18 protein-coding genes are annotated in these 22,053 nt (G+C 69.0%); 13 read left to right on the top strand and 5 right to left on the bottom strand.

Annotation, left to right across the window (positions count from 1 at the left end; translation table 11 throughout):
* Positions 1 to 25 precede the first annotated feature (25 nt).
* Complete coding sequence (locus EHF44_RS29010; protein WP_124684144.1) at positions 26 to 1,810, top strand: pseudouridine synthase; 1,785 nt, start codon at positions 26 to 28, stop codon at positions 1,808 to 1,810.
* Positions 1,811 to 2,018: 208 nt separating this feature from the next.
* On the opposite strand, the gene def is transcribed toward EHF44_RS29010, so the two are convergent.
* The 4 genes from def to smc are packed head-to-tail and all read right to left on the bottom strand — an operon-like array spanning position 2,019 to position 9,594.
* The gene (gene def / locus EHF44_RS13130; protein WP_124684143.1) at positions 2,019 to 2,552 is read right to left on the bottom strand and encodes a peptide deformylase; all 534 of its coding nucleotides are present in this window, start codon (positions 2,550 to 2,552) and stop codon (positions 2,019 to 2,021) included.
* Positions 2,549 to 4,690 carry an NAD-dependent DNA ligase LigA gene (gene ligA, locus EHF44_RS13125; protein ID WP_124684142.1) on the bottom strand — a complete coding sequence of 714 codons (2,142 nt, stop codon included), beginning with the start codon at positions 4,688 to 4,690 and terminating at the stop codon, positions 2,549 to 2,551. The genes def and ligA overlap by 4 nt, the downstream gene beginning before the upstream one ends.
* A 13-nt stretch (positions 4,691 to 4,703) precedes the next feature.
* Positions 4,704 to 6,077 carry a cell division protein ZipA C-terminal FtsZ-binding domain-containing protein gene (locus EHF44_RS13120; protein WP_124684141.1) on the bottom strand — a complete coding sequence of 458 codons (1,374 nt, stop codon included), beginning with the start codon at positions 6,075 to 6,077 and terminating at the stop codon, positions 4,704 to 4,706.
* Between the two features lies 1 nt (position 6,078).
* Positions 6,079 to 9,594, bottom strand: coding sequence for a chromosome segregation protein SMC (gene smc / locus EHF44_RS13115; protein WP_124684140.1), 3,516 nt, complete (start codon positions 9,592 to 9,594; stop codon positions 6,079 to 6,081).
* Positions 9,595 to 9,989: 395 nt separating this feature from the next.
* Between smc and EHF44_RS13110 the strand changes: the two genes are divergently transcribed.
* From EHF44_RS13110 to prmB, 7 genes are all read left to right on the top strand, one after another.
* Positions 9,990 to 10,829, top strand: coding sequence for a ferritin-like domain-containing protein (locus tag EHF44_RS13110; RefSeq protein WP_124684139.1), 840 nt, complete (start codon positions 9,990 to 9,992; stop codon positions 10,827 to 10,829).
* A gap of 111 nt (positions 10,830 to 10,940) precedes the next feature.
* A complete protein-coding gene (gene dapC, locus EHF44_RS13105; RefSeq protein WP_124684138.1) occupies positions 10,941 to 12,140 on the top strand; it encodes a succinyldiaminopimelate transaminase in 1,200 nt (399 codons plus the stop codon).
* A 106-nt stretch (positions 12,141 to 12,246) separates the two neighbouring features.
* Positions 12,247 to 13,071, top strand: coding sequence for a 2,3,4,5-tetrahydropyridine-2,6-dicarboxylate N-succinyltransferase (dapD, locus tag EHF44_RS13100; RefSeq protein WP_124684137.1), 825 nt, complete (start codon positions 12,247 to 12,249; stop codon positions 13,069 to 13,071).
* 73 nt (positions 13,072 to 13,144) lie between these two features.
* Positions 13,145 to 13,504 (top strand): hypothetical protein, encoded by a 360-nt coding sequence (locus EHF44_RS13095; protein ID WP_253699832.1) that lies wholly within the window; start codon positions 13,145 to 13,147, stop codon positions 13,502 to 13,504.
* A gap of 54 nt (positions 13,505 to 13,558) precedes the next feature.
* Complete coding sequence (locus tag EHF44_RS13090; RefSeq protein ID WP_124684135.1) at positions 13,559 to 13,906, top strand: arsenate reductase; 348 nt, start codon at positions 13,559 to 13,561, stop codon at positions 13,904 to 13,906.
* A gap of 22 nt (positions 13,907 to 13,928) precedes the next feature.
* The gene (gene dapE, locus EHF44_RS13085) at positions 13,929 to 15,080 is read left to right on the top strand and encodes a succinyl-diaminopimelate desuccinylase (protein ID WP_124684134.1); all 1,152 of its coding nucleotides are present in this window, start codon (positions 13,929 to 13,931) and stop codon (positions 15,078 to 15,080) included.
* 16 nt (positions 15,081 to 15,096) lie between these two features.
* Positions 15,097 to 15,990 (top strand): 50S ribosomal protein L3 N(5)-glutamine methyltransferase, encoded by an 894-nt coding sequence (gene prmB, locus EHF44_RS13080; protein ID WP_124684133.1) that lies wholly within the window; start codon positions 15,097 to 15,099, stop codon positions 15,988 to 15,990.
* 57 nt (positions 15,991 to 16,047) lie between these two features.
* On the opposite strand, the gene EHF44_RS28675 is transcribed toward prmB, so the two are convergent.
* Positions 16,048 to 16,629 (bottom strand): RcnB family protein, encoded by a 582-nt coding sequence (locus EHF44_RS28675; protein WP_253699830.1) that lies wholly within the window; start codon positions 16,627 to 16,629, stop codon positions 16,048 to 16,050.
* Between the two features lie 352 nt (positions 16,630 to 16,981).
* Between EHF44_RS28675 and EHF44_RS13070 the strand changes: the two genes are divergently transcribed.
* The 5 genes from EHF44_RS13070 (at position 16,982) to EHF44_RS13050 (ending at position 22,047) form a co-directional block, all read left to right on the top strand.
* Complete coding sequence (locus EHF44_RS13070; RefSeq protein ID WP_124684132.1) at positions 16,982 to 17,707, top strand: FadR/GntR family transcriptional regulator; 726 nt, start codon at positions 16,982 to 16,984, stop codon at positions 17,705 to 17,707.
* Positions 17,707 to 18,732: an L-idonate 5-dehydrogenase gene (locus EHF44_RS13065; protein WP_124684131.1), complete on the top strand. Its 1,026-nt coding sequence runs from the start codon at positions 17,707 to 17,709 to the stop codon at positions 18,730 to 18,732. Before EHF44_RS13070 ends, EHF44_RS13065 begins: the two co-directional genes overlap by 1 nt.
* A gap of 74 nt (positions 18,733 to 18,806) precedes the next feature.
* Entirely contained in the window at positions 18,807 to 19,802 is a 996-nt protein-coding gene (locus EHF44_RS13060) for a sialic acid TRAP transporter substrate-binding protein SiaP (RefSeq protein WP_124685097.1), read from the top strand.
* Positions 19,803 to 20,009: 207 nt separating this feature from the next.
* The gene (locus tag EHF44_RS13055) at positions 20,010 to 20,633 is read left to right on the top strand and encodes a TRAP transporter small permease (protein WP_124684130.1); all 624 of its coding nucleotides are present in this window, start codon (positions 20,010 to 20,012) and stop codon (positions 20,631 to 20,633) included.
* A gap of 10 nt (positions 20,634 to 20,643) precedes the next feature.
* Positions 20,644 to 22,047, top strand: coding sequence for a TRAP transporter large permease (locus EHF44_RS13050; protein WP_124684129.1), 1,404 nt, complete (start codon positions 20,644 to 20,646; stop codon positions 22,045 to 22,047).
* Positions 22,048 to 22,053 lie beyond the last annotated feature (6 nt).

The following is a 22,053-nucleotide window of genomic DNA, read 5'->3' as shown; positions in this document are numbered from 1 at the left end:
CCGGCGCGCGAGCGCTTGGAAAGATATGACAGACAGCAATACCTCCGGCCGCAAGACACTGGGCGTCAAGGCCTCCACCTCGGGCGCGCCCCGCAAGGCCACCCGCCCGGTGCGCGTGTCGGACCTGAACCGCAAGCGCGTGCAGGACGTGGTCTCCGGCATCAAGCAGGCCAAGGAACGCGCGGCCGACAAGGACAAGCGCAAGCCCGCGCCGGCCGACACGGCACCGCGCCAGGATCGCCAGGCCCGCCCGGCGCGTCCCCGCCCGGCCGACGGCGAGCGGGCCCCGCGCCGCTTCGAAGGCGAGCGCGACGAGCGCCCGCGTCGATTTGAAGGCGAGCGGACCGAGCGCCCCCGTCGTTTCGAAGGCGAGCGCACCGAGCGTCCACGACGCTTCGAAGGCGAGCGCACCGAGCGCCCCCGCCGTTTTGAAGGCGAGCGCACCGAGCGTCCGCGCCGCTTCGAAGGCGAGCGCACCGAGCAGCCCCGCCGCTTCGAAGGCGAACGCACCGAGCGCCCCCGCCGCTTTGAGGGCGAGCGCACCGAGCGCCCCCGCCGCTTTGAGGGCGAGCGCACCGAGCGTCCCCGTCGTTTCGAAGGCGAGCGCACCGAGCGTCCGCGCCGCTTCGAAGGCGAGCGTACCGATCAACCCCGCCGCTTCGAAGGCGAGCGCACCGAGCGCCCCCGCCGTTTCGAAGGCGAGCGTACCGATCAACCCCGCCGCTTCGAAGGCGAGCGCACCGAGCGTCCACGCCGCTTTGAAGGCGAACGCACCGAGCAGCCCCGCCGCTTCGAAGGCGAGCGCACCGACCGTCCCCGCCGCTTCGAAGGCGAGCGCGACGAGCGCCCGCGTCGCTTTGGCGATGACGCGCGGGCCGAGCGGCCGCGACGGGATGATGCCGCGCCGCGCCGTGGCACTGCGCCGGCGCGTCGTTTCAGCGATTCCGCCGACCGCGCCCGTCCGGCGCGCCCCGAGCGCGGCGAGCGGACCGACCGGGCCGAGCGCCCCGCCCCGCAGCCGGCTGCCGAGCCGCGCGAGGACGGGCTGGTGCGGCTGTCCAAGCGCATGTCCGAACTGGGCCTGTGCTCGCGCCGCGAGGCCGACGAGTGGATCCCGCTCGGCTGGGTGCTGGTGGACGGCGAGCCGATCACCGAACTGGGCACCCGCGTGCGCCCCGACGCCGAGATCGAGATCCGGCAGGAAGCCCGCTCCGAGCAGGGCGAGCGCGTGACCGTGCTGCTGAACAAGCCGGTCGGCTACGTGTCCGGCCAGGCCGAGGACGGCTACGAGCCCGCCGCGGTGCTGTTCGCGCCCGAGAACCAGTGGGAAGAGGACCCCACGCGCAAGCGCTTTGCGCCCTGGCAGCGCAAGAACCTGGCCCCGGCCGGCCGGCTCGACATCGATTCCACGGGCCTGCTGGTGCTGACGCAGGACGGCCGCGTGGCGCGCGCGCTGATCGGCGACGACTCCACCGTCGAGAAGGAATACCTGGTGCGCGTGGTCTGGGAATCGCCGCAGGGGCCGGTGGAACGCAATATCAGCGCGGTCTTCCCGGAAGACCTGCTGGAGCGGCTGCGCTTCGGCCTGTCGCTCGACGGCGTGGCGCTGAAGCCGGCCAAGGTGAGCTGGCAGAACGAGGAGCAGCTACGCTTCGTGCTGCGCGAAGGCCGCAAGCGCCAGATCCGCCGCATGTGCGAACAGGTGGGGCTCAAGGTGGTGGGCCTGAAGCGCGTCCGCATGGGCCGCATCGCCCTGGGCGACCTGCCGCCGGGCAAGTGGCGCTTCCTGGGGCAGTTCGAGAAGTTCTGAGTTGGGGGCTTGCGGGGACGAGTCGGCAAGCAGAAGCTCGGCGCCCTCTCCCCCGGCCCCTCTCCCGCGCGCGGGAGAGGGGAGCAAACCAAGGGCCAGTTCAAGCTCGATCTCCCGTCTGTGGTCTCCCCTCTCCCGCCTGCGGGAGAGGGGCCGGGGGAGAGGGCCAGCGCCGCAAGCCGCGACGATCCAGCCATCCCCCCCAACCTCAATCGTCGTAATTCGCCGGCAGTTCCGGAAACAGGATCTCCGTGAACCCGAACCGCGTGAAATCCTTGATGCGCATCGGGTACAGCACGCCGATCAGGTGGTCGCATTCGTGCTGGACCACACGGGCGTGGAAGCCTTCGGCCACGCGCTCGATCGGGTTGCCGAGCATGTCGAAGCCCGAGTACCTGAGCCGCAGGTGGCGTGGCACCACGCCGCGCAGCCCCGGCACCGACAGGCAGCCTTCCCAGCCCTCCTCCATCTCGTCGGACAGCGGCTCCAGCACCGGGTTGATCAGCACGGTCTTGGGCACGGTGGGCGCGTCCGGGTAGCGCGGATTCCGGTCGAAGCCGAAGATCACCACCTGCAGGTCGACGCCGATCTGCGGCGCGGCCAGGCCGGCGCCGTTGGCGTGTTCCATCGTGTCGAACATGTCGTCGATCAGCAGCCGCAGCTCTGGCGTGTTGAACTGCGTCACGGGCCGCGCCTGCTGCAGCAGCCGGGGATCGCCCATCTTCAGGATTTCGCGGATCATTGTGGCTCTCCTTCGCCGGCGTCGGCCAGCAGCTTCAGCATCCCGTCCTCGTCCAGCACGGGCACGCCCAGGGCCTGGGCCTTCTCCAGCTTGCTGCCCGCCTCGGCGCCGGCCACCACGTAGTCGGTCTTCTTCGACACGGAGCCCGCCACCTTGGCGCCGGCGGCCTCCAGCTTTTCCTTGGCGTCCTCGCGCGACAGCGTCGGCAGCGTGCCGGTCAGCACGATGGTCTTGCCGGCCAGCGGCAGCGGCGCGCGGGCCGTGGGCTCCGATTCCGGCCAGTGTACGCCCGCCGCGCGAAGCTGTTCGATCACCTCGACGTTGTGCGATTCGGCCAGAAAGCCCGCGATCGACTGGGCCACGACCGGCCCCACGTCGTTGACTTCCAGCAGCGCGGCCTCGTCGGCCGCCAGCAGGTTGTCGAGCTTGCCGAAGTGCTTGGCCAGGTCCTTGGCCGTGGCCTCGCCGACATGGCGGATGCCCAGCGCGAAGATGAACCGGTTCAGCGTGGTGGACCGCGACTTGTCGATGGCAGCCACGAGGTTCGTCGCCGACTTGTCGGCCATGCGGTCCAGCGCAGCCAGCTTGGCCACGCCGAGCTTGTAGAGGTCGGCCGGCGTGCGGACGACGCCCATGTCCACCAGCTGCTCGACGATCTTGTCGCCCAGCCCGTCGATGTCCATTGCGCGCCGCTGCGCGAAGTGGATCAGCGCCTGCTTGCGCTGCGCCGCGCAGATCAGCCCGCCCGTGCAGCGCGCCACGGCCTCGCCTTCCAGCTTCTCGACGTGCGACCCGCACACCGGGCACGCGGTAGGCATCACGAACGCGCGGGCGTCGGCCGGGCGGCGTTCCAGCACCACGGCCACCACCTCGGGGATGACGTCGCCGGCACGCCGCACGATCACCGTATCGCCCACGTGCACGTCCTTGCGGCGGATCTCGTCCTCGTTGTGCAGCGTGGCGTTGGTCACCGTCACGCCGCCCACGAACACGGGCGCCAGCCGCGCCACCGGGGTGATCGCGCCGGTGCGGCCGACCTGCACCTCGATGTCCTCGACCGTCGTGGTCATCTCCTGGGCCGGGAACTTGTGCGCCAGCGCAAAGCGCGGCGCGCGGGAGACAAAGCCCAGTTGCTCCTGCTCGGGAATCGCATTGACCTTGTACACCACGCCGTCGATGTCGTACGGCAACTGGTCGCGCCGGGCGCCGATGTCACGATGGAACGACAGCAGCCCCTGGGCGCCCTTCACCACCCGGCGCTCGTCGCAGACGGGCAGGCCCAGCGCGGCAAACCCGTCCAGCATCACCGCGTGCGTGGGCGGGCGCTCGGCGCCCTCCAGCTCGCCCAGCCCGTAGGCAAAGAACGACAGCGGCCGCCTGGCCGTGATGCGCGGGTCCAGCTGGCGCAGGCTGCCGGCGGCGGCGTTGCGCGGGTTGACGAAGGTCTTCTCGCCGGCCTCGGCCTGGCGCGCGTTGAGCTTGTCGAAATCGGCGCGGTACATGAACACCTCGCCGCGCACTTCCAGCACGGCCGGTGCCTTGCCGCGCAGCTTCAGCGGGATGGCCTTGATCGTCCGCACGTTGGCGGTCACGTCCTCGCCGGTCTCGCCGTCGCCGCGCGTGGCGGCCTGCACGAGCCGGCCGTCCTCGTAACGCAGCGACATCGCCAGGCCGTCGAACTTCAGTTCGCAGCTATATTCCACGCCGTTGTCGTCCGCCTCGGCGGCGCTGAACAGGTCGTCGGCCGGCGCGGCCACGGCGGTCCGGCCCAGCCCCTGCGCGCAGCGGCGGTCGAAGTTGACCACGTCCTCGTCCTCGAACCCGTTGTTCAGCGACAGCATCGGCACGCGGTGGCGCACCGTGTCGAACGCGGCCAGCGGCGCCCCGCCCACGCGCTGGGTGGGCGAGTCGTCGGTCAGCAGGTCGGGATGCTCGGTTTCCAGCGCCTGCAGCTCGCTGAACAGCGCGTCGTAGTCGGCGTCGGGGATGGTCGGCGCATCGAGCACGTAGTACTGGTAGCTATGCCGATCGAGTTCGGCGCGCAGCCATTGCACGCGCTCGGCGGGAGAGGCGTCGGCCGGCAATGCGCCGGCGGGCGCGGGGGCCGGAGCCCGCGCGCCTTCGTTCTTGGCGGTCATAGGGGGCTTGTCGTCAGACGCTGAACAGCCGCTGGGCCACCGGCGATCCGGCCGGCATGCCGCGCGCTTCCAGCTTTTCGTAGAGTTTTTCGAGCTGGGTGAAGATGGCCACGAACGACGCCTCGCTGAGCGGGCGCATGTTGTCGTCCACCAGTTGCGCGCCCATCCGCTGGGCCAGGCTGTAGCCGTACTCGCAGACCGTCTTGAACGGCTTGATGGCCTGCGCGGCCTGCGGCACGTCCAGCAGCAGCGTGATCTGGCGGCCCGCGTTCAGCGTCAGGTCGTCGCGCAGGAAGTTCGTGTCGCCGAACTGCAGCGTGAACAGCGGCTTCTGCACGCCGTCGGCGCCAGGTTCATAGCGGATGAAGCGCGTGCCGTCGCGGGACAGCACCAGGCCGTCCTGCGTGGCCACGGTCTGCACGTAGGCGGCCGACCACGGCGCGCCATCGGAAATCACGTTCACGCCAAGCTGCACGTCCGCGCTGGCGGCAAACCCGTCCAGTTCGCGCGCGTTGGCCACGGTTTCTGTCATGTCGGGCAGTTCGGCCGACGCGTCCAGCGCCTCCGCCAGCGCCTCCACGGCGTTGACGAATTCCGAGAACTCCAGCGCGTTGAGCGGGCCGCTGCGGTTGGCAAGCTGCACCGCCACCTGCAGGTCTTCGTACTGGTGGCCGGCGGTCACCGGCTCCCAGGCGTTCGATTCCACGCGCAGGCCCTCGATGTGGACCTGCTTGGTGCCGGCGCGGCGCAGCCGGCCGGTCAGCGGCAGGATGCGGTCGCCCGACGCCTTGCGCTCCAGGTGCATCGGCACGATGCAGTCGATCAGCGGGTCGATCGTCGCCGGCGCGGGCTGGCCGTCCAGCGGGGCGGGTTCGACGGCCGGGCGAGGCTTCGCCTCGGCGGCTTTCACGGGTTCGGCGGATTGGGGCGGAGGGGCCCGATGGGCCGGCGCCAGTGCTTCGGCCTCCGCCTGGGCGTCGGCCGGCGCCGCGTGGGCGCCAGCGTGGGCAGCCGGGGCTGCGGCGACGGCCACTTCGTCGGTCACGATCTCGTCGGCATCGGCCGTGCTTGCCGCGGCATGCGCGGCGGCCGAGGCCGTCGCCACGGCTGCGGCGTCGGCGTCCGTGTCATGGCGCAGGCCCTTGCCGGCCTCGCCCAGCGTCGGCTCGCGGCGCGAGACGTGCTCGGGCGGCGGGGCCTCGCGCAGTTTGGCTTCCGTTTCCGGCTGGATGGTCTTGCCCACCACCGGCTCGCGCATCGGCGGCAGGTCGTCCTCGGGCATCAGCGGCCGCACGCGGCGCGCCTTGTGGATCTGCCAGCGGTTATAGGCCACCAGCAACAGGAGCAATACAACACCCGCGATGATCAGTGCGTTCTGCAGTTCCATCTTAAGCGGCCTCCGCCATCGATACGGCTGCATCCATGTCCACCGCCACGATCCGCGAGACCCCCTGCTCCTGCATCGTCACGCCAATCAACTGGTGGGCCATCTCCATCGCAATCTTGTTGTGGGAAATAAAAACGAACTGTGTCTTGTCCGACATACGCGCCACCATGTTGGCGTAGCGCTCCGTGTTGGCGTCGTCCAGCGGGGCGTCCACCTCGTCCAGCAGGCAGAACGGCGCCGGGTTGAGCTGGAACATCGCAAACACCAGCGCGATGGCCGTCAGCGCCTTCTCGCCACCCGAGAGCAGGTGGATCGTCGAGTTCTTCTTGCCGGGCGGCTGGGCCATCACCTGCACGCCGGCGTCGAGGATTTCCTCGCCGGTCATGATCAGCCGCGCCTGGCCGCCGCCGAACAGCGACGGGAACAGCTCGCCGAAGTGGTGGTTGACCTGGTCGAACGTGCCTTGCAGCAGCGCGCGGGTTTCCTGGTCGATCTTGGCGATGGCGTCTTCCAGCGTGTTGATCGCGTCGGTCAGGTCGGCCGACTGGGCATCGAGGAACGTCTTGCGCTCGCGCGCGGCGGCCAGTTCGTCCAGCGCCGCCATGTTGACGGGGCCCAGCGCGTTGATCGCGTTGTTCAGGCGCGTCACCTCGCCCTGCAGGTACGACGGCTTCAGGTCGCCGGTCAGCTTCTGGGCCAGCGCGGCCTCGTCCACCTCGGCCGTGGCCAGTTGCTCGGTGAACTGCTCCTGGTTCAGGCGCGCGGCCTGCTCCTTGAGCTGGTATTCGGTGATGCGCTCGCGCAGCGGCTGCAGGCTGCGCTCGGCGGCCAGCCGCTGTTCGTCGAACTGGCGTAGCTGGGCCGACAGCGCGTCCAACTCGATGCGCGCGGCGGCCAGCTTCTGTTCCTTCTCGGCGCGCACTTCCAGCGCTTCCTGCAGGCCGGTGTTGGCGGTCTGCTCGTTGATCGTTTCCAGCTCGGCGCGGGCGTTTTCCAGCGATTCGGCCACGCGCTCGCTCTGGTCGGCGGCCATCTGGATGTTGCGGCGCAGCTCGTCGATGCGGCCGGACAGGTTGCGCTCGGCGAACACGGCCTCCTGGGCGGCGCGTTCGAGGTCGCGCAACTGCTGGCGCGCGTTCGTGAGCCGGGTATCCAGCGCGTCGAAGGCCATCTGCTGGTCCTCGTGCGACGCCTGCAGCTCGGCTAGCTGCGTATCGTGCTGTTCGAAGCTCGCCTCGGATTCGGCGCGGATCGCGCGCTGTTCGTCGATCTGGGCGTCGATCTCGGCCAGTTCCTCGCGGATCTGGTTGCTGCGGGCCGAGAAGCGCTCCATGGCCTGCGACAGCTTGAGCACGTCCATCTGCAGCGCGTGCACGCGGCGCGTGGCCTGCTCGGCGCGGGCGCGGGCCTCGATCAGCGTGGTGCTGGCGTGCGTGTAGGCCGTCTCGGCGCGCACGGCCTGCGACTTGGCCTCGTCGGCCAGCAGCAGTTGCGCGCGCGACTGCTTCTGCAGGTTCTCGATTTCCTGCTCGCGGGCCAGCATGCCGGCCTGCTCGGAATCGGCGGCGTAGATCTGGATGCCGTTGCGGCCCACCTGATGGCCGTCGGCCACCACGAACTGGGCGCCTTCGGGCAGCGTGTGGCGGGCGGCCAGCGCCTGCGGCAGGTCGGTGGCCGTGTAGACATCGGCCAGCCATTCCTGCATCACGGCGCGGATGCCCGGCTCGGTGATCTGCACCAGCGACATCAGCGGCCGCAGCCCGGCCGGGGCCTCGACGGGCCGCGCGGCGGCCGGCGGCGTGTAGAACGCCAGCTTGGCGGGCGGGGCATCGGACAGGAAGCCCTTGATCCCGTCCAGGTCGGACACTTCCAGCGCCGCGAGCTTCTCGCGCAGCACCGATTCCAGCGCGTTTTCCCAGCCCGGCTCGATATGGACCTTCTTCCACAAGCGCGGCAGCTCGGCCAGCCCGTGGCGCTCCAGCCACGGCTGGACCTTGCCGTCGGCCTGCACGCTTTCCTGCAACTGGCGCAGGGCCGCCAGGCGGGCGTCGAGCGAGGCGATGGCCGCGGCCTCGCTGGTCACGCGCTCCTGCGCGGCGCGGCGCTCGGCATCCAGGCGCGGCAGCGCTTCCTCGGCCTCGGTCAGCGCGGCCTGCGCTTCCTCCTGCATGGCTTCCTGCTCGGCCAGGTCCATCCGGAGTTCTTCCAGACGCACCTCGTCGGGCCGGTCCAGCCCCTGTTCCTCGCCCTTCAGGCGTTCCTTGCGCTGCTCAAGCTGCTGCAGCATCTGGTTGGCGTTGCGCTGGTGCGCCGCTTCGAGCTTCAGCGCCTGCTCGGCCTGCATGATGCCGCTGCGTTGGTCGTTGAGCTTCTGCTGGGCATCACGCCATTGCGCTTCCAGCGTCGGCAGTTCCTCGCTCTTCTGGGCCACGGTGTCCTGGGCTTCGAGCGTGCGGGCCTCGGCCAGCGCCAGGTCTTCCTCGGCCTGCGCGATGTCGTCGTTGGCCTGGTCGGCCTTGCCCTGCCACTGCTCGCGCTGGGCGGTCAGGGCGGCGATCTGCGCCTGCAGCCGGTTGCGCGATTCCACCACGTAGCGGATCTCGGCTTCGAGCTTGCTGACTTCGGCATTGGCTTCGTAGAGCGCGCCCTGGGCGGCGTGCATGCCGTCCGACGCCGCGTAGTGGGCCGCGCGCATCGTCTCCAGCTCGGCCTCGACGTGGCGCAACTGGGCGGTCTGGGCTTCCAGGTCGATCTGCGCCTGCTCGATGGCCCGGGCGTGCCGCTCCTGCTCGGCCTGCGCCTCGCGCTTGCGCAGCAGCCACAGCAGGTGCTGCTTTTCCTCGCCTTCGGACTGCAACTGGCGGAAGCGCTGCGCCACCTCGGCCTGGCCTTCCAGCTTTTCCAGGTTGTTGCCCAGTTCGCGCAGGATGTCTTCCACGCGGGTCAGGTTCTCGCGGGTGTCCGACAGCCGGTTCTCGGTCTCGCGGCGGCGTTCCTTGTACTTCGACACGCCGGCCGCTTCTTCCAGAAAGATCCGCATGTCGTCGGGCTTGGCCTCGATGATCCGCGAGATCATGCCCTGCCCGATGATCGCGTAGGCGCGCGGGCCCAGGCCGGTGCCCAGGAAGATGTCCTGGATGTCCTTGCGGCGCACCGGCTGGTTGTTGATGTAGTAGGACGAGGTGCCATCGCGCGTCAGCACGCGCTTGACCGCCACTTCGGCGTACTGGCTCCATTGCCCGGCGGCGCGGCCCTCGGCGTTGTCGAAGACCAGTTCCACGCTGGCCCGGCCGGCCTGCTTGCGCGCCGTGGAGCCGTTGAAGATCACGTCCTGCATGGATTCGCCGCGCAGCTCCGACGCACGTGACTCACCCAGCACCCAGCGCACCGCGTCGATGATGTTGGACTTGCCGCAGCCGTTGGGACCTACGATGCCGACCAGTTGGCCCGGCACTTGAAAATTGGTGGGATCGACGAAGGACTTGAAGCCCGCCAGCTTGATCGAGGACAGTCGCACGGTTGTCGTGTGGTTTGGGCGATACGAATTGGGAAATGCCGGGCCCATGCCGGAGAACACGGCATGGCGTGACGCCCGCGCCGCAAACTGCCCCCGAGGCCCGATAGATTGGCGCTAATCATACCATCGCCAATCCATGGGTCGGCCGCTTTATCGCCCGTGGCAGCCGGCGCGCGGCGACGTTCCGCCCGCGCCGAAAAGCCATAACTTTCCAAGGGTTGCGCGCGATTCTGCAAGCGTTTTCCACACCGGCTCGTTGTTTCATGAAAACGTCACACCGCCGGGCCGGACTGAAACTAATCAGGGTTAGTGCTAGTCTTTGCAATGGTTGGCGTGACGCCGGAGACCCCTCTGGCAAGCGCTGTCCCCGCCGCACCGCCGCAGGAGGATCGAGCATGACTGCAACACCGCCGGCCGAGGCGCCGGCCGACCTGCCCTGGTCGATTGCCGACATCGACTACGCTGCCATCGACGTCGCACGCGTCCGCGACAACCGCACCCTGTTCTACCTGCTCGTCGGGGCCTCGTTCGTCGAGAGCGGGTCCGACACCTACGCCGGCAACCTGGCCAGCTACTACGCCGCCGTGCCCGAGGCCGCCGAATGGCTGTCGCGCCACTGGGAGGCCGAGGAACTGCAGCACGGCCTGGCCCTGCGCCGCTACGTCGAGCACGTCTGGCCCGAGTTCGACTGGGAACTGGGCTACCGCCGGTTCTTCGAGGAGTACAGCGCCACCTGTTCGATCGACAACTTCGAGCCGACCCTGGCGCTGGAAATGGCGGCCCGCTGCGTGGTGGAGACCGGCACGGCGTCCTACTACCGGGCGCTGGAGCAGGCCAGCGACGAGCCGGTGCTGCGCGACCTCTCCCGGCGCATCGCCAGCGACGAGGTGCGTCACTACAAGCATTTCTTCCGCTATTTCAACGAGTTGAGCGACCGCGAGCGGCTTGGGCGCGGCAAGGTGCTGTCGGCGCTGGCGCGCCGGCTGCTCGAAATCAAGAACGAGGATACCGAGATCGCGCTGCGCAACGTGCTGCGTGTGGAACAGGGCCGCGAGGACGTGCCCGAGCGCGAAGTCCGGGCGCTGAACTCGCGCTGCAGCGCCGTGGTGCGGCGCCATCTGCCGATCGAGATGACGGTCAAGATGCTGTTGCGGCCGCTGCACCTGCACGCGCGGCTGGAGAGCCTGGTCAGGCGGCCGATCGTCGCCATGGTGTCGCGCGTGATGCTGTACTGAGGCCGCGCCACAGGCCCGCGGCGCCGGCGCCGCACGGCCGGCACGGCGCCTGTGGCGGCGCGCGGCATTCCTTTATAATGCTGCGTTTCAACCGCCGCCCCGCCTGCCACCGTGAATCCGCGCCTCGACCTGCTCCAGACCTATCCTTTCGAGAAACTGCGCGGGCTGGTGGCCGATGTGAAACCGGCCGACAAGCCGGCCATCAGCTTCGGCATCGGCGAACCCAAGCATCCCACGCCGCAGTTCATCAAGGACGCGATGACCGCGTCGCTGTCCGGGCTGGCCGTCTACCCGGCCACCGCCGGCACCAGCGAACTGCGCGAGACCATCGCCGGCTGGCTGGAACGCCGCTACGGGCTGCCGAAGGTTGATGCCGCCACCGAGGTGCTGCCGGTCAGCGGATCCCGCGAGGCGCTGTTCGCGTTCGCGCAGACCGTCATCGACGCCAGCCAGCCCGACCCGCTGGTGCTGTGCCCGAACCCGTTCTACCAGATCTACGAAGGCGCCGCCCTGCTGGCCGGCGCCCGGCCGGTCTTCGCCAACAGCGATCCGGCCCGCAACTTCGCGCCCGCGTTCGACCAGATCGGCGCCGACGTCTGGCCCCGCGTGCAGCTGCTCTACGTCTGCTCGCCGGGCAACCCCACGGGCGCCGTGCTGTCGCTGGACGACTGGAAGCAGTTGTTCGATCTGTCCGACCGCTACGGCTTCGTGATCGCGTCGGACGAGTGCTATTCCGAGATCTATTTCGACGAGGCCACGCCGCCGCTGGGCGCGCTGGAAGCCGCCCACAGGCTGGGCCGGGGCTTCGAGCGGCTGGTGATGTTCTCCAGCCTGTCCAAGCGGTCCAACGTGCCGGGCCTGCGCTCGGGCTTCGTGGCCGGCGACGCGGCCATCCTGCGCAAGTTCCTGCTGTACCGCACCTACCACGGCGCGGCGCTGAACCCGGCCGTGCAGGCCGCCAGCGTGGCCGCGTGGCGTGACGAGTCGCACGTGCGCGACAACCGCGCCGCCTACGTGCGCAAGTTCGCCGAGGTCACGCCGCTGCTGGCCGAGGTGCTGGACGTGGCCCTGCCCGACGCGGCGTTCTACCTCTGGGCCGATGTCTCGCGCACGGGCCTGACCGATACCGAATTCGCGGTGCGCCTGCTGGCCGAACAGAACGTGGCCGTGTTGCCCGGCAGCTACCTGGCGCGCGATGCCCACGGCGTGAACCCCGGCCGCAACCGCGTGCGCATGGCCCTGGTGGCCACGCCCGACGAATGCCTGGAGGGCGCGCGCCGGATCGTCGAATTCTGCAAGTCGCTGGGCTGACGCGCCGCGCACGCTTTTTCCTGCTTCACCGATCGAATGCCCTGGCGCCGGGGCGCAAAGCTTCCGGCGCCTTCCCCTGAACACAATCACTACCGAGAACACCATCATGACGCAAGCTCTGCAAGCCCTGATCGACCAGGCCTGGGAAGACCGCACCAGCCTGAGCCCGAAGTCCGCGCCGAACGATATCCGCGAAGCCGTGGCCAACGTGATTTCGCAGCTCGACAACGGCTCGCTGCGCGTGGCCGAGAAGCAAGGCAAGGAATGGATCGTCAACCAGTGGGTCAAGAAGGCCGTGCTGCTGTCGTTCCGCCTGGAAGACAACGCGCCGATGAGCGCCGGCGGCTTTGCCCAGTTCTACGACAAGGTGCCCACCAAGTTCGCCAACTGGAGCCAGGAAGACTTTGCCCGCGCCGGCTTCCGCGTGGTGCCGCCGGCCGTGGCCCGCCGTGGCTCGTACATTGCCAAGAACGCCGTGCTGATGCCGTCGTACACGAACATCGGCGCCTACGTGGACGAAGGCACGATGGTCGACACCTGGGCCACCGTGGGCTCGTGCGCGCAGATCGGCAAGAACGTTCACCTGTCGGGCGGCGTGGGCATCGGCGGCGTGCTGGAGCCGCTGCAGGCCAACCCGGTCATCATCGAGGACAACTGCTTCATCGGTGCCCGTTCGGAAGTGGTGGAAGGCGTGATCGTGGAAGAGAACTCGGTCATCTCGATGGGCGTGTACCTGGGCCAGTCGACCAAGATCTACGACCGCGAGACCGGCGAGATCCACTACGGCCGCGTGCCGGCCGGGTCGGTCGTGGTGGCCGGCAACCTGCCGTCGAAGGACGGCAAGTACAGCCTGTACTGCGCCGTGATCGTCAAGAAGGTGGACGCGCAGACCCGCGCCAAGACCAGCCTGAACGACCTGCTGCGCGACTGATCCGTCGCGCCTGCCGCCGGGCCCGCCCCGGCGGCCGGACACCCCGCCGATGCCATCCCTCCGCAAGCGACTCATGGCCCTCGACCCCGCTACCGTCAGTACCGTGCTCTCCCTGCTGCCCACCATCCTCGAACAGGCCAACAAGACCATCGAGAAGCTCAAGAAAGGCAAGCGCAAGGACGATGCCGCGCCCGCCGACAGCGCCGAGCCGCGCGACCCGGCCGCGCGCATCGCGGAACTGGAGGCCGCGGCCGTGCAGCAGGCCGAGGCGGTCAAGATGCTGGCCGAGCAGCACGCCATCACGATCGAGGCGCTGCGCAAGGAGGCTGGCCGGCTGGACCGCCGGCTGCGCCTGATGACCGCCGTGGCCATGGCCGGCGTGGCATTCGGCCTGGGCGGGCTGGTCATCGCGATCAACCTGCTGTTCCGCTGACCGCGCCAGCCCATCCCGCGGCTTTTCCCGCTACCCCACTCCGCACCCGGCACCATGACCGTCCTGCTCTACGGCATTCCCAACTGCGACACCGTCAAGAAAGCCCGCACGTGGCTGGACACGAACGGCGTCGCCTACACGTTCCACGATTTCAAGAAACAGGGCGTCGACGCCGCCATGCTCAACGCCTGGCTCAAGCACGTGCCGCTGGCCGTGCTGCTGAACAAGAAAGGCACCACCTACCGCGCGCTGTCCGATGCGGACAAGGCCCGCGCGGAGAGCGAAGCTGGCGCCGTGGCCCTGATGCAGGCCAGCCCGTCGCTGATCAAGCGCCCGGTCCTCGACCGCGATGGCCAGGTCAGCGTCGGTTTTTCCGCCGACACCTACGCCTCGCTGTTCTGACGTTTTCCGCTCCACCTGCCCCATGAATCCGACCCTTGCCCTGACCGAAGACCTGATGCGCCGCCGCTCGGTCACCCCTGCCGACGAAGGCTGCCAGGCCGTGCTCGAAGCACGCCTGCGCGCGCTTGGCTTTACCTGCGAGAACATCGTCAGCGGCCCTGACACCTTCCGCGTGACCAACCTCTGGGCGGTGCGGCGCGGCACGCAGGGCACGGCGGGCAAGCTGCTGGCCTTTGCCGGCCATACCGACGTGGTGCCCACCGGCCCACTGGAGCAGTGGTCGTCGGACCCGTTCGAGCCCACCCACCGCGACGGCAAGCTCTACGGGCGCGGCGCGGCCGACATGAAGACGTCGATCGCCGGCTTCGTGGTGGCCTGCGAGGAATTCGTCGCCGCCCATCCGGACCACGCCGGCTCCATCGCGTTCCTGATCACGAGCGACGAGGAAGGCCCGGCGCACGACGGCACGGTCAAGGTCGTGGAGGCCCTGGCCGCGCGCGGCGAGCGGCTGGACTACTGCGTGGTCGGCGAGCCGACCTCGGTCGACACGCTGGGCGACATGGTCAAGAACGGCCGCCGCGGGTCGCTGTCGGGCAAGCTGACGGTCAAGGGCGTGCAGGGCCATATCGCCTACCCGCACCTGGCGCGCAACCCGATCCACCTGGCCGCGCCGGCGCTGACCGCGCTGGTGGCCCAGACGTGGGACGCCGGCAACGAGTACTTCCCGCCGACAACCTGGCAGATGTCGAACATCCACGCCGGCACCGGCGCCACGAACGTGATTCCGGGCCATGTGACGATCGATTTCAACTTCCGCTTCTCGACGGCCAGCACGCCGGACGGCCTGAAGCAGCGCGTCCACGCGATCCTGGACCAGCACGGGCTCAACTACACGCTGGACTGGACGCTCGGCGGCGAGCCGTTCCTGACGCCGCGCGGCGAGCTGTCGGAGGCGCTGTCGGCCGCCATCGCCGCCGAGACGGGCGTGACCACCGAGCTGTCGACCACCGGCGGCACGTCCGACGGCCGCTTCATCGCCCGGATCTGCCCGCAGGTCATCGAATTCGGCCCACCGAACGCCAGCATCCACAAGATCGACGAACACGTGGAAGTGCGCTTCATCGAACCGCTCAAGAATGTCTACCGTGGCGTGCTCGAACGCCTGATCGCCTGATTTCCGGGGTCCGCACATGGCCAATACCTCCCCTCTCCAGACCGTCCGCGACCTGCTGCGCCTGGCCGTCTCCCGCTTCACGGCCGCCCGGCTGTCGTTCGGGCACGGCAGCGCCAACGCCTACGACGAAGCCGCCTACCTGGTGCTGCACACGTTGAACCTGCCGCTGGACACGCTGGAGCCGTTCCTGGACGCCCGCCTGCTGCCCGAGGAAGTGGACGCGGTGCTCAAGGTCATCGACCGCCGCGTGACCGAGCGCGTGCCCGCCGCGTACATCACGCACGAGGCGTTCATGCACGGCCTGCGCTTCTACGTGGATTCGCGCGTGATCGTGCCGCGCAGCTTCATCGGCGAACTGCTGCAGGACGGCCTGGAGCCGTGGCTGGGCGATACGGCGCAGATCGGCCCGGTGCTGGAGCTCTGCACCGGCTCGGGCTGCCTGCCGATCATCGCGGCCCACGTCTGGCCCGCCGCCCGCATCGACGCGGTGGACATCTCGCCCGACGCGCTGGCCGTGGCCCGCCGCAACGTGGCCGACTACAAGATGGAAGACCGCATCGCGCTGTACGAGGGCGACCTCTACGCGCCGCTGCCGTCGGGGGCCACCTACGACGTGATCCTGACCAACCCGCCCTACGTCAACGAACAGTCGATGCGCGAACTGCCGGCCGAGTACCTGGCCGAGCCGCGCCTGGCGCTGGCCGGCGGCGACGATGGCATGGACATCGTGCGCCGGATCGTCGCGGGCGCCCGCAAGCGCCTGAACCAGGGCGGCGTGCTGGTCGTCGAAATCGGCAACGAACGCGCCAACGTGGAAGCGGCGTTCCCGGACCTGGACATCGTCTGGCTGTCGGTCAGCGCCGGCGACGACCAGGTGTTCCTGGTGACTTATGATGCACTGCCGGACTGACCAGTAAAAAACGCGCCGGATCTCCGGCGCGTTTTGTCTTGCCCATCCACCGGGGGATCAGCTTCCTCCCGGCCCCACCGAGTAGATCGTCCCGTTGGACGATACCTGGTAGTAGTCGGCGCCGACGCCGACCCAGTGGTGGCCCTTGCGCGGGGCCGGCAGGTTGTAGTCCTTGTACTTATCGATCACGTACTGGCGGTCACGGAATTCGGCGGGCAGCTTGTCCCCCTTGCTCCACTTCTTGGGCGCGTACGGCGACTGGGCGCCCATCGGCTGCGAGCCCATGGAAGGGCTGGACGACATTGCGCCCGACGGGCGGCTGCCTGGCTGGGACATGCCCTGGCCCTGCCCCTGCATGCCCTGACCCTGCCCCTGCATGCCCTGGCCTTGGGACATGCCCTGTCCCTGTGACATACCTTGCCCCTGCGACATCCCGCTCGGCTGGCGGCCGCCCGTGGCGGGTGGCATCGGCGTGGCGGTAGGCGGCATGGCGCCAGCCTGGCCGGGAGAGGGCATCGGCCGGGGACCGGCGGGTTGCGTCTGACCGGGCACCTGTTGCTGTTGCTGGGCCTGTGCGAACGGCACGGCGAGCATGCCGGCGGCGACCAGGACGGCGGGTATTAACGTCTTCGTTTTCATCGTGATCTCCTCACAGATGGAACACGTCAGACTGCCCGCGAACCGGACAGTCCCAACCAAGCTTAGTAGCAAATGCGGGGCCCGCATAAGCACGGCAGCCGCCGCACGCGCGTTTCATCGAAAATTCCTCAACGTTTTCAACGACATAGCGACCGCCGCCCGGTAGCGGCCGGCATGGACAATCCTGCCGCCGAATGGCCCGGCCGGTAGTTTTGGGCGGCACGGCCTGCGTAAATTGAAGTGACGGCCATGCTGCGGCGCGCCACAACTTTTCCTTGAAGGGGGGCCCGAAGTCTCCTAGAAATTGGTCTGACCGCTTGACCATTTGTCCGCTGCTCTGCCGGGAATCCCCATGCCGCTTCAGCAGATCGAACCGCGTCGCCTTTACCGCCAGATTGCCGACCAGTTGCGCCGGCTGATCGAGTCGGGCGAGTTTCCCGTCGGTTCGCGGCTGCCGCCCGAGCGCGATCTGGCGGTGCAGCTTGGCGTGTCGCGCCCGTCGGTGCGCGAGGCGCTGATTGCGCTGGAAGTGGAAGGACTGGTCGAGGTGCGGATGGGATCGGGCATCTATGCCTGCGCCGCCGACGCGGGCCGGCCGGCCGGCGTGGTGGCCGCCCCGCCGCTGGACGTGATTCGCGCCCGGCAGATCATCGAGGGCGAACTGGCGGCCGGCGCCGCGCGCCACTGCACCCCGCCGCTGCTGGACGCGCTGGCCGAATCGGTCGCGCTGATGGAGGAAGAAGCCGGCGGCGGCAACATTCCCGTGCGCGGCGACCGGATGTTCCACCTGCGCATTGCCGAGGTGGCCGAGAACGCCGTGCTGCTGCGGCTGGTGGCCGAGCTGTTCGACGAGCGCCACAACCCGCTGTTCGCGCAGTTCGGCAACCACTTCGAGAACGCGGAGAGCTGGGCCGCCGCCATTGCCGAGCACCGCGCCGTGATCGACGCCATCGCGCTGGGCGCCCCCGACCAGGCCCGCAGCGCGATGTGCGAGCACCTGGAGCGGTCGCACAGCCGCTTCTACGCGGCGTGGCCGGGCCACGCCAAGGACGCGAGACTGTCGACGGAGGAGTCGTGATGTCCCTGACCTGCCATATCCACGCCAGCGAGGACCTGCGCTTCTCCGACGTCGAACCGGCCGCGCCGGGCCCGCACGAGGTGCTGGTGCGGCTGGGCGCCGCCGGCATCTGCGGGTCGGACCTGCACTACTACTTCCACGGCAAGGTCGGCGCGTTCGTGATCCGCGAGCCGCTGACGCCGGGCCACGAGGCGTCCGGCATCGTCGAGGCCGTGGGCAGCGCCGTCACGCGCCTGGCGCCGGGCATGAAGGTGGCGATCAACCCGTCGCACGCGTGCGGCCAGTGCGACTACTGCCGCGCCGGCCGCGACAACCTCTGCCGCCAGATGCGATTCCTGGGCAGCGCCAGCGTGTATCCGCACGTGCAGGGCATGTTCCGGCAGCACTTTCTGATGCACGAGGCACAACTGACGCCGGTGACCGCCGATATCTCGCTGGGCGAGCTCGCGTTTGCCGAGCCGCTGTCGGTGGCGCTGCACGGCGTGCACCGCGCGGGCGACCTGCTGGGCAAGACCGTGCTGGTCACGGGCGGCGGCACCATCGGCAGCCTGGCCGTGATGGCGGCCCGGCTGGCCGGCGCGGCAAAGATCGTCGTCTGCGACATCGCGCGGCGGCCGCTGGACGTGGCGCTGTCCGTGGGTGCCGACGAGGCGATCCTGACCACCGAGGCGCCAGCCAGCGCGTGGCAGGACATTGCCGATGTCAGCCTGGAAGCGGCCGGCAGCCCGGCGGCGCTGGACACCTGCCTGGCCGCCACGCGGCGCGGCGGGCGCATCGTCCAGGTCGGCACGCTGCCGGCCGAGGGGCTGCACTTCCCCGCCAACAACATCATGGCGCGCGAACTCGACTACGTGGGCGCGTTCCGCTTCGGCCGCGAGTTCGACTGGGCCGTGCAATACCTGACCAGCCGGCGGCTCGACGTGCGCCCGCTGCTGTCCGCGCAGCTACCGCTGGCGCAGGCGGCAGAGGCGTTCCGGCTGGCCGCGGACAAGTCGCGCAGTACCAAGGTTCAGTTGACCGGGTGACGTTCCGCCCCCTCGCCGCCGACCGGCCATCCGATAAAGGCCGGCGGCATCTTCACGGATAGGAGACATTCATGATGCATCGCCGCCGTCTGTTGTCGTCCATGCTCGGTGCCGGCCTGCTGCTGGCCGCCGCCCTGACCACCCCCGCCCAGGCCCAGCAGGCCGCGCCGACCAAGCTCAAGTGGGCCCACGTCTACGAGACGTCCGAGCCATTCCACAAGTGGTCCGTGTGGGCAGCCGAAGAGATCAGGAAGCGCAGCAACGGCAAGTACCAGATCGACGTCTTCCCGGCGTCGCAGCTTGGCAAGGAGAACGACATCAACCAGGGCCTGGCGATGGGCACCGTGGACATGATCATCTCGGGCTCCAGCTTCGCGGCCAAGTCGTTCCCGCGCATCGGCGTGACCTACTACCCGTACATCTTCCGCAATCCCGACCACCTGCTGGCCTACACCCGGAGCGACATCTACAAGGAACTGACGGCCGGCTACGAGCAGAAGACGGGCAACCACATCGTGGCCACCACGTACTACGGCACGCGGCAGTCCACGTCGAACAAGCCGTTCTCGCACTGCGCCGAGATGAAGGGCCTGAAGATGCGCGTGCCCGACGTGCCGGCCTACCTGGCCATGCCGCGCGCGTGCGGCGTGAACACGTCGCCCATCGCGTTCGCCGAGGTCTACCTGGCGCTGCAGAACGGCACCGTCGAGGCGCAGGAAAACCCGCTGACGACGATCGAGGCGAAGAAGTTCTACGAGGTGCAGAAGTACATCGTGCTGACGGGCCATATCGTCGACCACCTGAACACGATCATCTCCGGCGCGCTCTGGAAGAAGCTGTCCGAGCCCGAGCGCAAGATGTTTGCCGAGGTGGCGCAGGAAGCCGCCGCCAAGGCCACGGCCGACGTGGTGGCGCGCGAGAAGGAGCTGGTGGCCGTGTTCAAGCAGAAAGGCATCACGGTGACCGAGGTCAGCATTCCGGAATACCGCGACGCGGTGCTCAAGAACGTCAGCGTGGAATCCCAGGGCTACCGCAAAGCCGACTGGGAGAAGATCCAGGCGGTGAAGTAGCGCGCTATCCGGCTCCCGCCCTGGCGGGAGAGGGTTGTGAGGGTCGGTGGTTCCACGTCGGACCCGTCGCAACTTGCACCTCGACGCCCTCTCCCCCGGCCCCTCTCCCGCGCGCGGGAGAGGGGAGAAAGACAAGGCGCCCCCGCTCCCACAGCCGGGAAACGGAGCCCCAGCACCGCACCCCCACCAACGGAACGGAGACATCCAATGGAAATGCGTTCCCAGGCCCTGCCGCCGGACCGGGATGCCCCGAGTCCGCCCGCGGGCGCCCCGCACATGACCTCGGTCGAGGAAATCGTCCAGAGCTTCGAGGAGGCCGACGCGCAGCCGGTGGACCTGTCCGGCTACGCCACCGAGGACTGGTTCACGGTGGGCCTGTTCTGGGTCATGACGATCCTGGTCTTCCTGCAGTTCTTCACGCGCTACGTCATGAACGACTCGCTGGCGTGGACGGAGGAGCTTGCCACCTACTGCCTGATCGGCGTGGTCTTCATCGGCGCGTCGATGTGCGTGCGCAAGAGCCGCCACATCCAGGTGGACCTGATCTACCGCTACCTGCCGCACGGCCCGGCGCGCGTGCTGTCGACGCTGGTCGACGTGCTGCGCACCGCGTTCCTGGGCTACGCGTGCTGGCTGGTCTGGAAGTTCATCGGCATCGTCGGCGACGAGCCCATGACCACCATCGAATGGAACAAGGGCCACGTGTACTGGATTGCGCTGGCGGGTTTCGTGCTGATGTTCGGGCGGTCGCTGCAGGTGACCGTGCAGAACTGGCGGCGCGGCTATTCGATCCTGGAGCGCCCGGCGGCGTTCGAGGCGCCGGACAACTGAGGAGCGCAGCATGTGGATCCTGATTGCATCGTTCCTGCTGCTGATGCTGGTGGGCATGCCCGTGGCCGTGTCGATGGCGCTGGCGTCGCTGTTCTACATCTGGGCCAGCGGCACCGTGCCCGACGTGATCCTGGCGCAGCGGATGATCGCCGGCGTCGAGAGCTTTCCGCTGCTGGCCGTGCCGTTCTTCATCCTGGCCGGCAACCTGATGAACGTGGCCGGCATCACCGGCCGCATCTACAACTTCGCCGTGGCGCTGGTGGGCTGGATGCGCGGCGGGCTGGGCCACGTCAACATCATCGGCTCGGTGATCTTCTCGGGCATGAGCGGCACGGCCATTGCCGACGCGGCCGGGCTGGGCACCATCGAGATCAAGGCGATGAAGGACCACGGCTACGAGACCGAGTTCGCCGTGGGCGTGACCGCCGCGTCGGCCACGCTGGGGCCCATCATCCCGCCCTCGCTGCCGTTCGTGATCTACGGGATGATGGCCAACGTGTCGATCGGCTCGCTGTTCCTGGCCGGCATCGTGCCGGGGCTGGTGCTGACGCTGTTCATGATGGCCACCGTGGCGTGGATCGCGCACCGGCGCGGCTGGGGCGGCGACACCGCGTTCTCGTGGAAGCTGCTGGGCGCGGCCACCGTGGAGATCGTGGTGGTGCTGGCGTTCCCGATGGCGATCTGGCTGGCCGTGTCGGCCGGCATGTCGACCAACATGGCCGCGATGATCGCGCTGGTGGTGCTGCTGGCGCTGGACTGGTACTTCGACTTCTCGGCCGTGATGGCGCTGATGGCGCCCGTGATCCTGATCGGCGGCATGACGCTGGGCTGGTTCACGCCCACCGAGGCCGCCGTGGCCGCCGTGATCTGGGCGCTGTTCCTGGGCCTGGTGCGCTACCGGTCGATGACGCTGCGGGCGCTGGCCAAGGCCACGCTCGACACGATCGAGACCACCGCGTCGGTGCTGTTCATCGTCACGGCGGCGTCGATCTTCGCCTGGCTGCTGACCACCAGCCAGGCCGCCCAGGCGCTGGCCGACGCCATCCTGTCCTTCACCCAGAACAAGTGGGTGTTCCTGCTGCTGGCCAACGTGCTGATCCTGATCGTCGGCTGCTTCATCGACACCACGGCCGCCATCACGATCCTGGTGCCGATCCTGCTGCCCATCGTGCTCAAGCTTGGCATCGACCCCATCCACTTCGGCCTGATCATGACGCTGAACCTGATGATCGGCCTGCTGCACCCGCCGCTGGGCATGGTGCTGTTCGTGCTGGCGCGCGTGGCCAGGCTGTCGGTGGAGCGCACCACGGTGGCCATCCTGCCGTGGCTGGCGCCGCTGTTCCTGACGCTGATCGCCATCACGTACGTGCCGCAGATCGTGATGTGGCTGCCCAACCTCGTCGGCGGCAAGTGACGGCAC

The sequence above is a fragment of the Cupriavidus pauculus genome, from assembly GCF_003854935.1.
Classification (GTDB): Bacteria; Pseudomonadota; Gammaproteobacteria; order Burkholderiales; family Burkholderiaceae; genus Cupriavidus; species Cupriavidus pauculus_C.
Note: the sequence above shows the minus strand (reverse complement) of the source record. Positions and strands in the feature narration are given on the sequence as shown.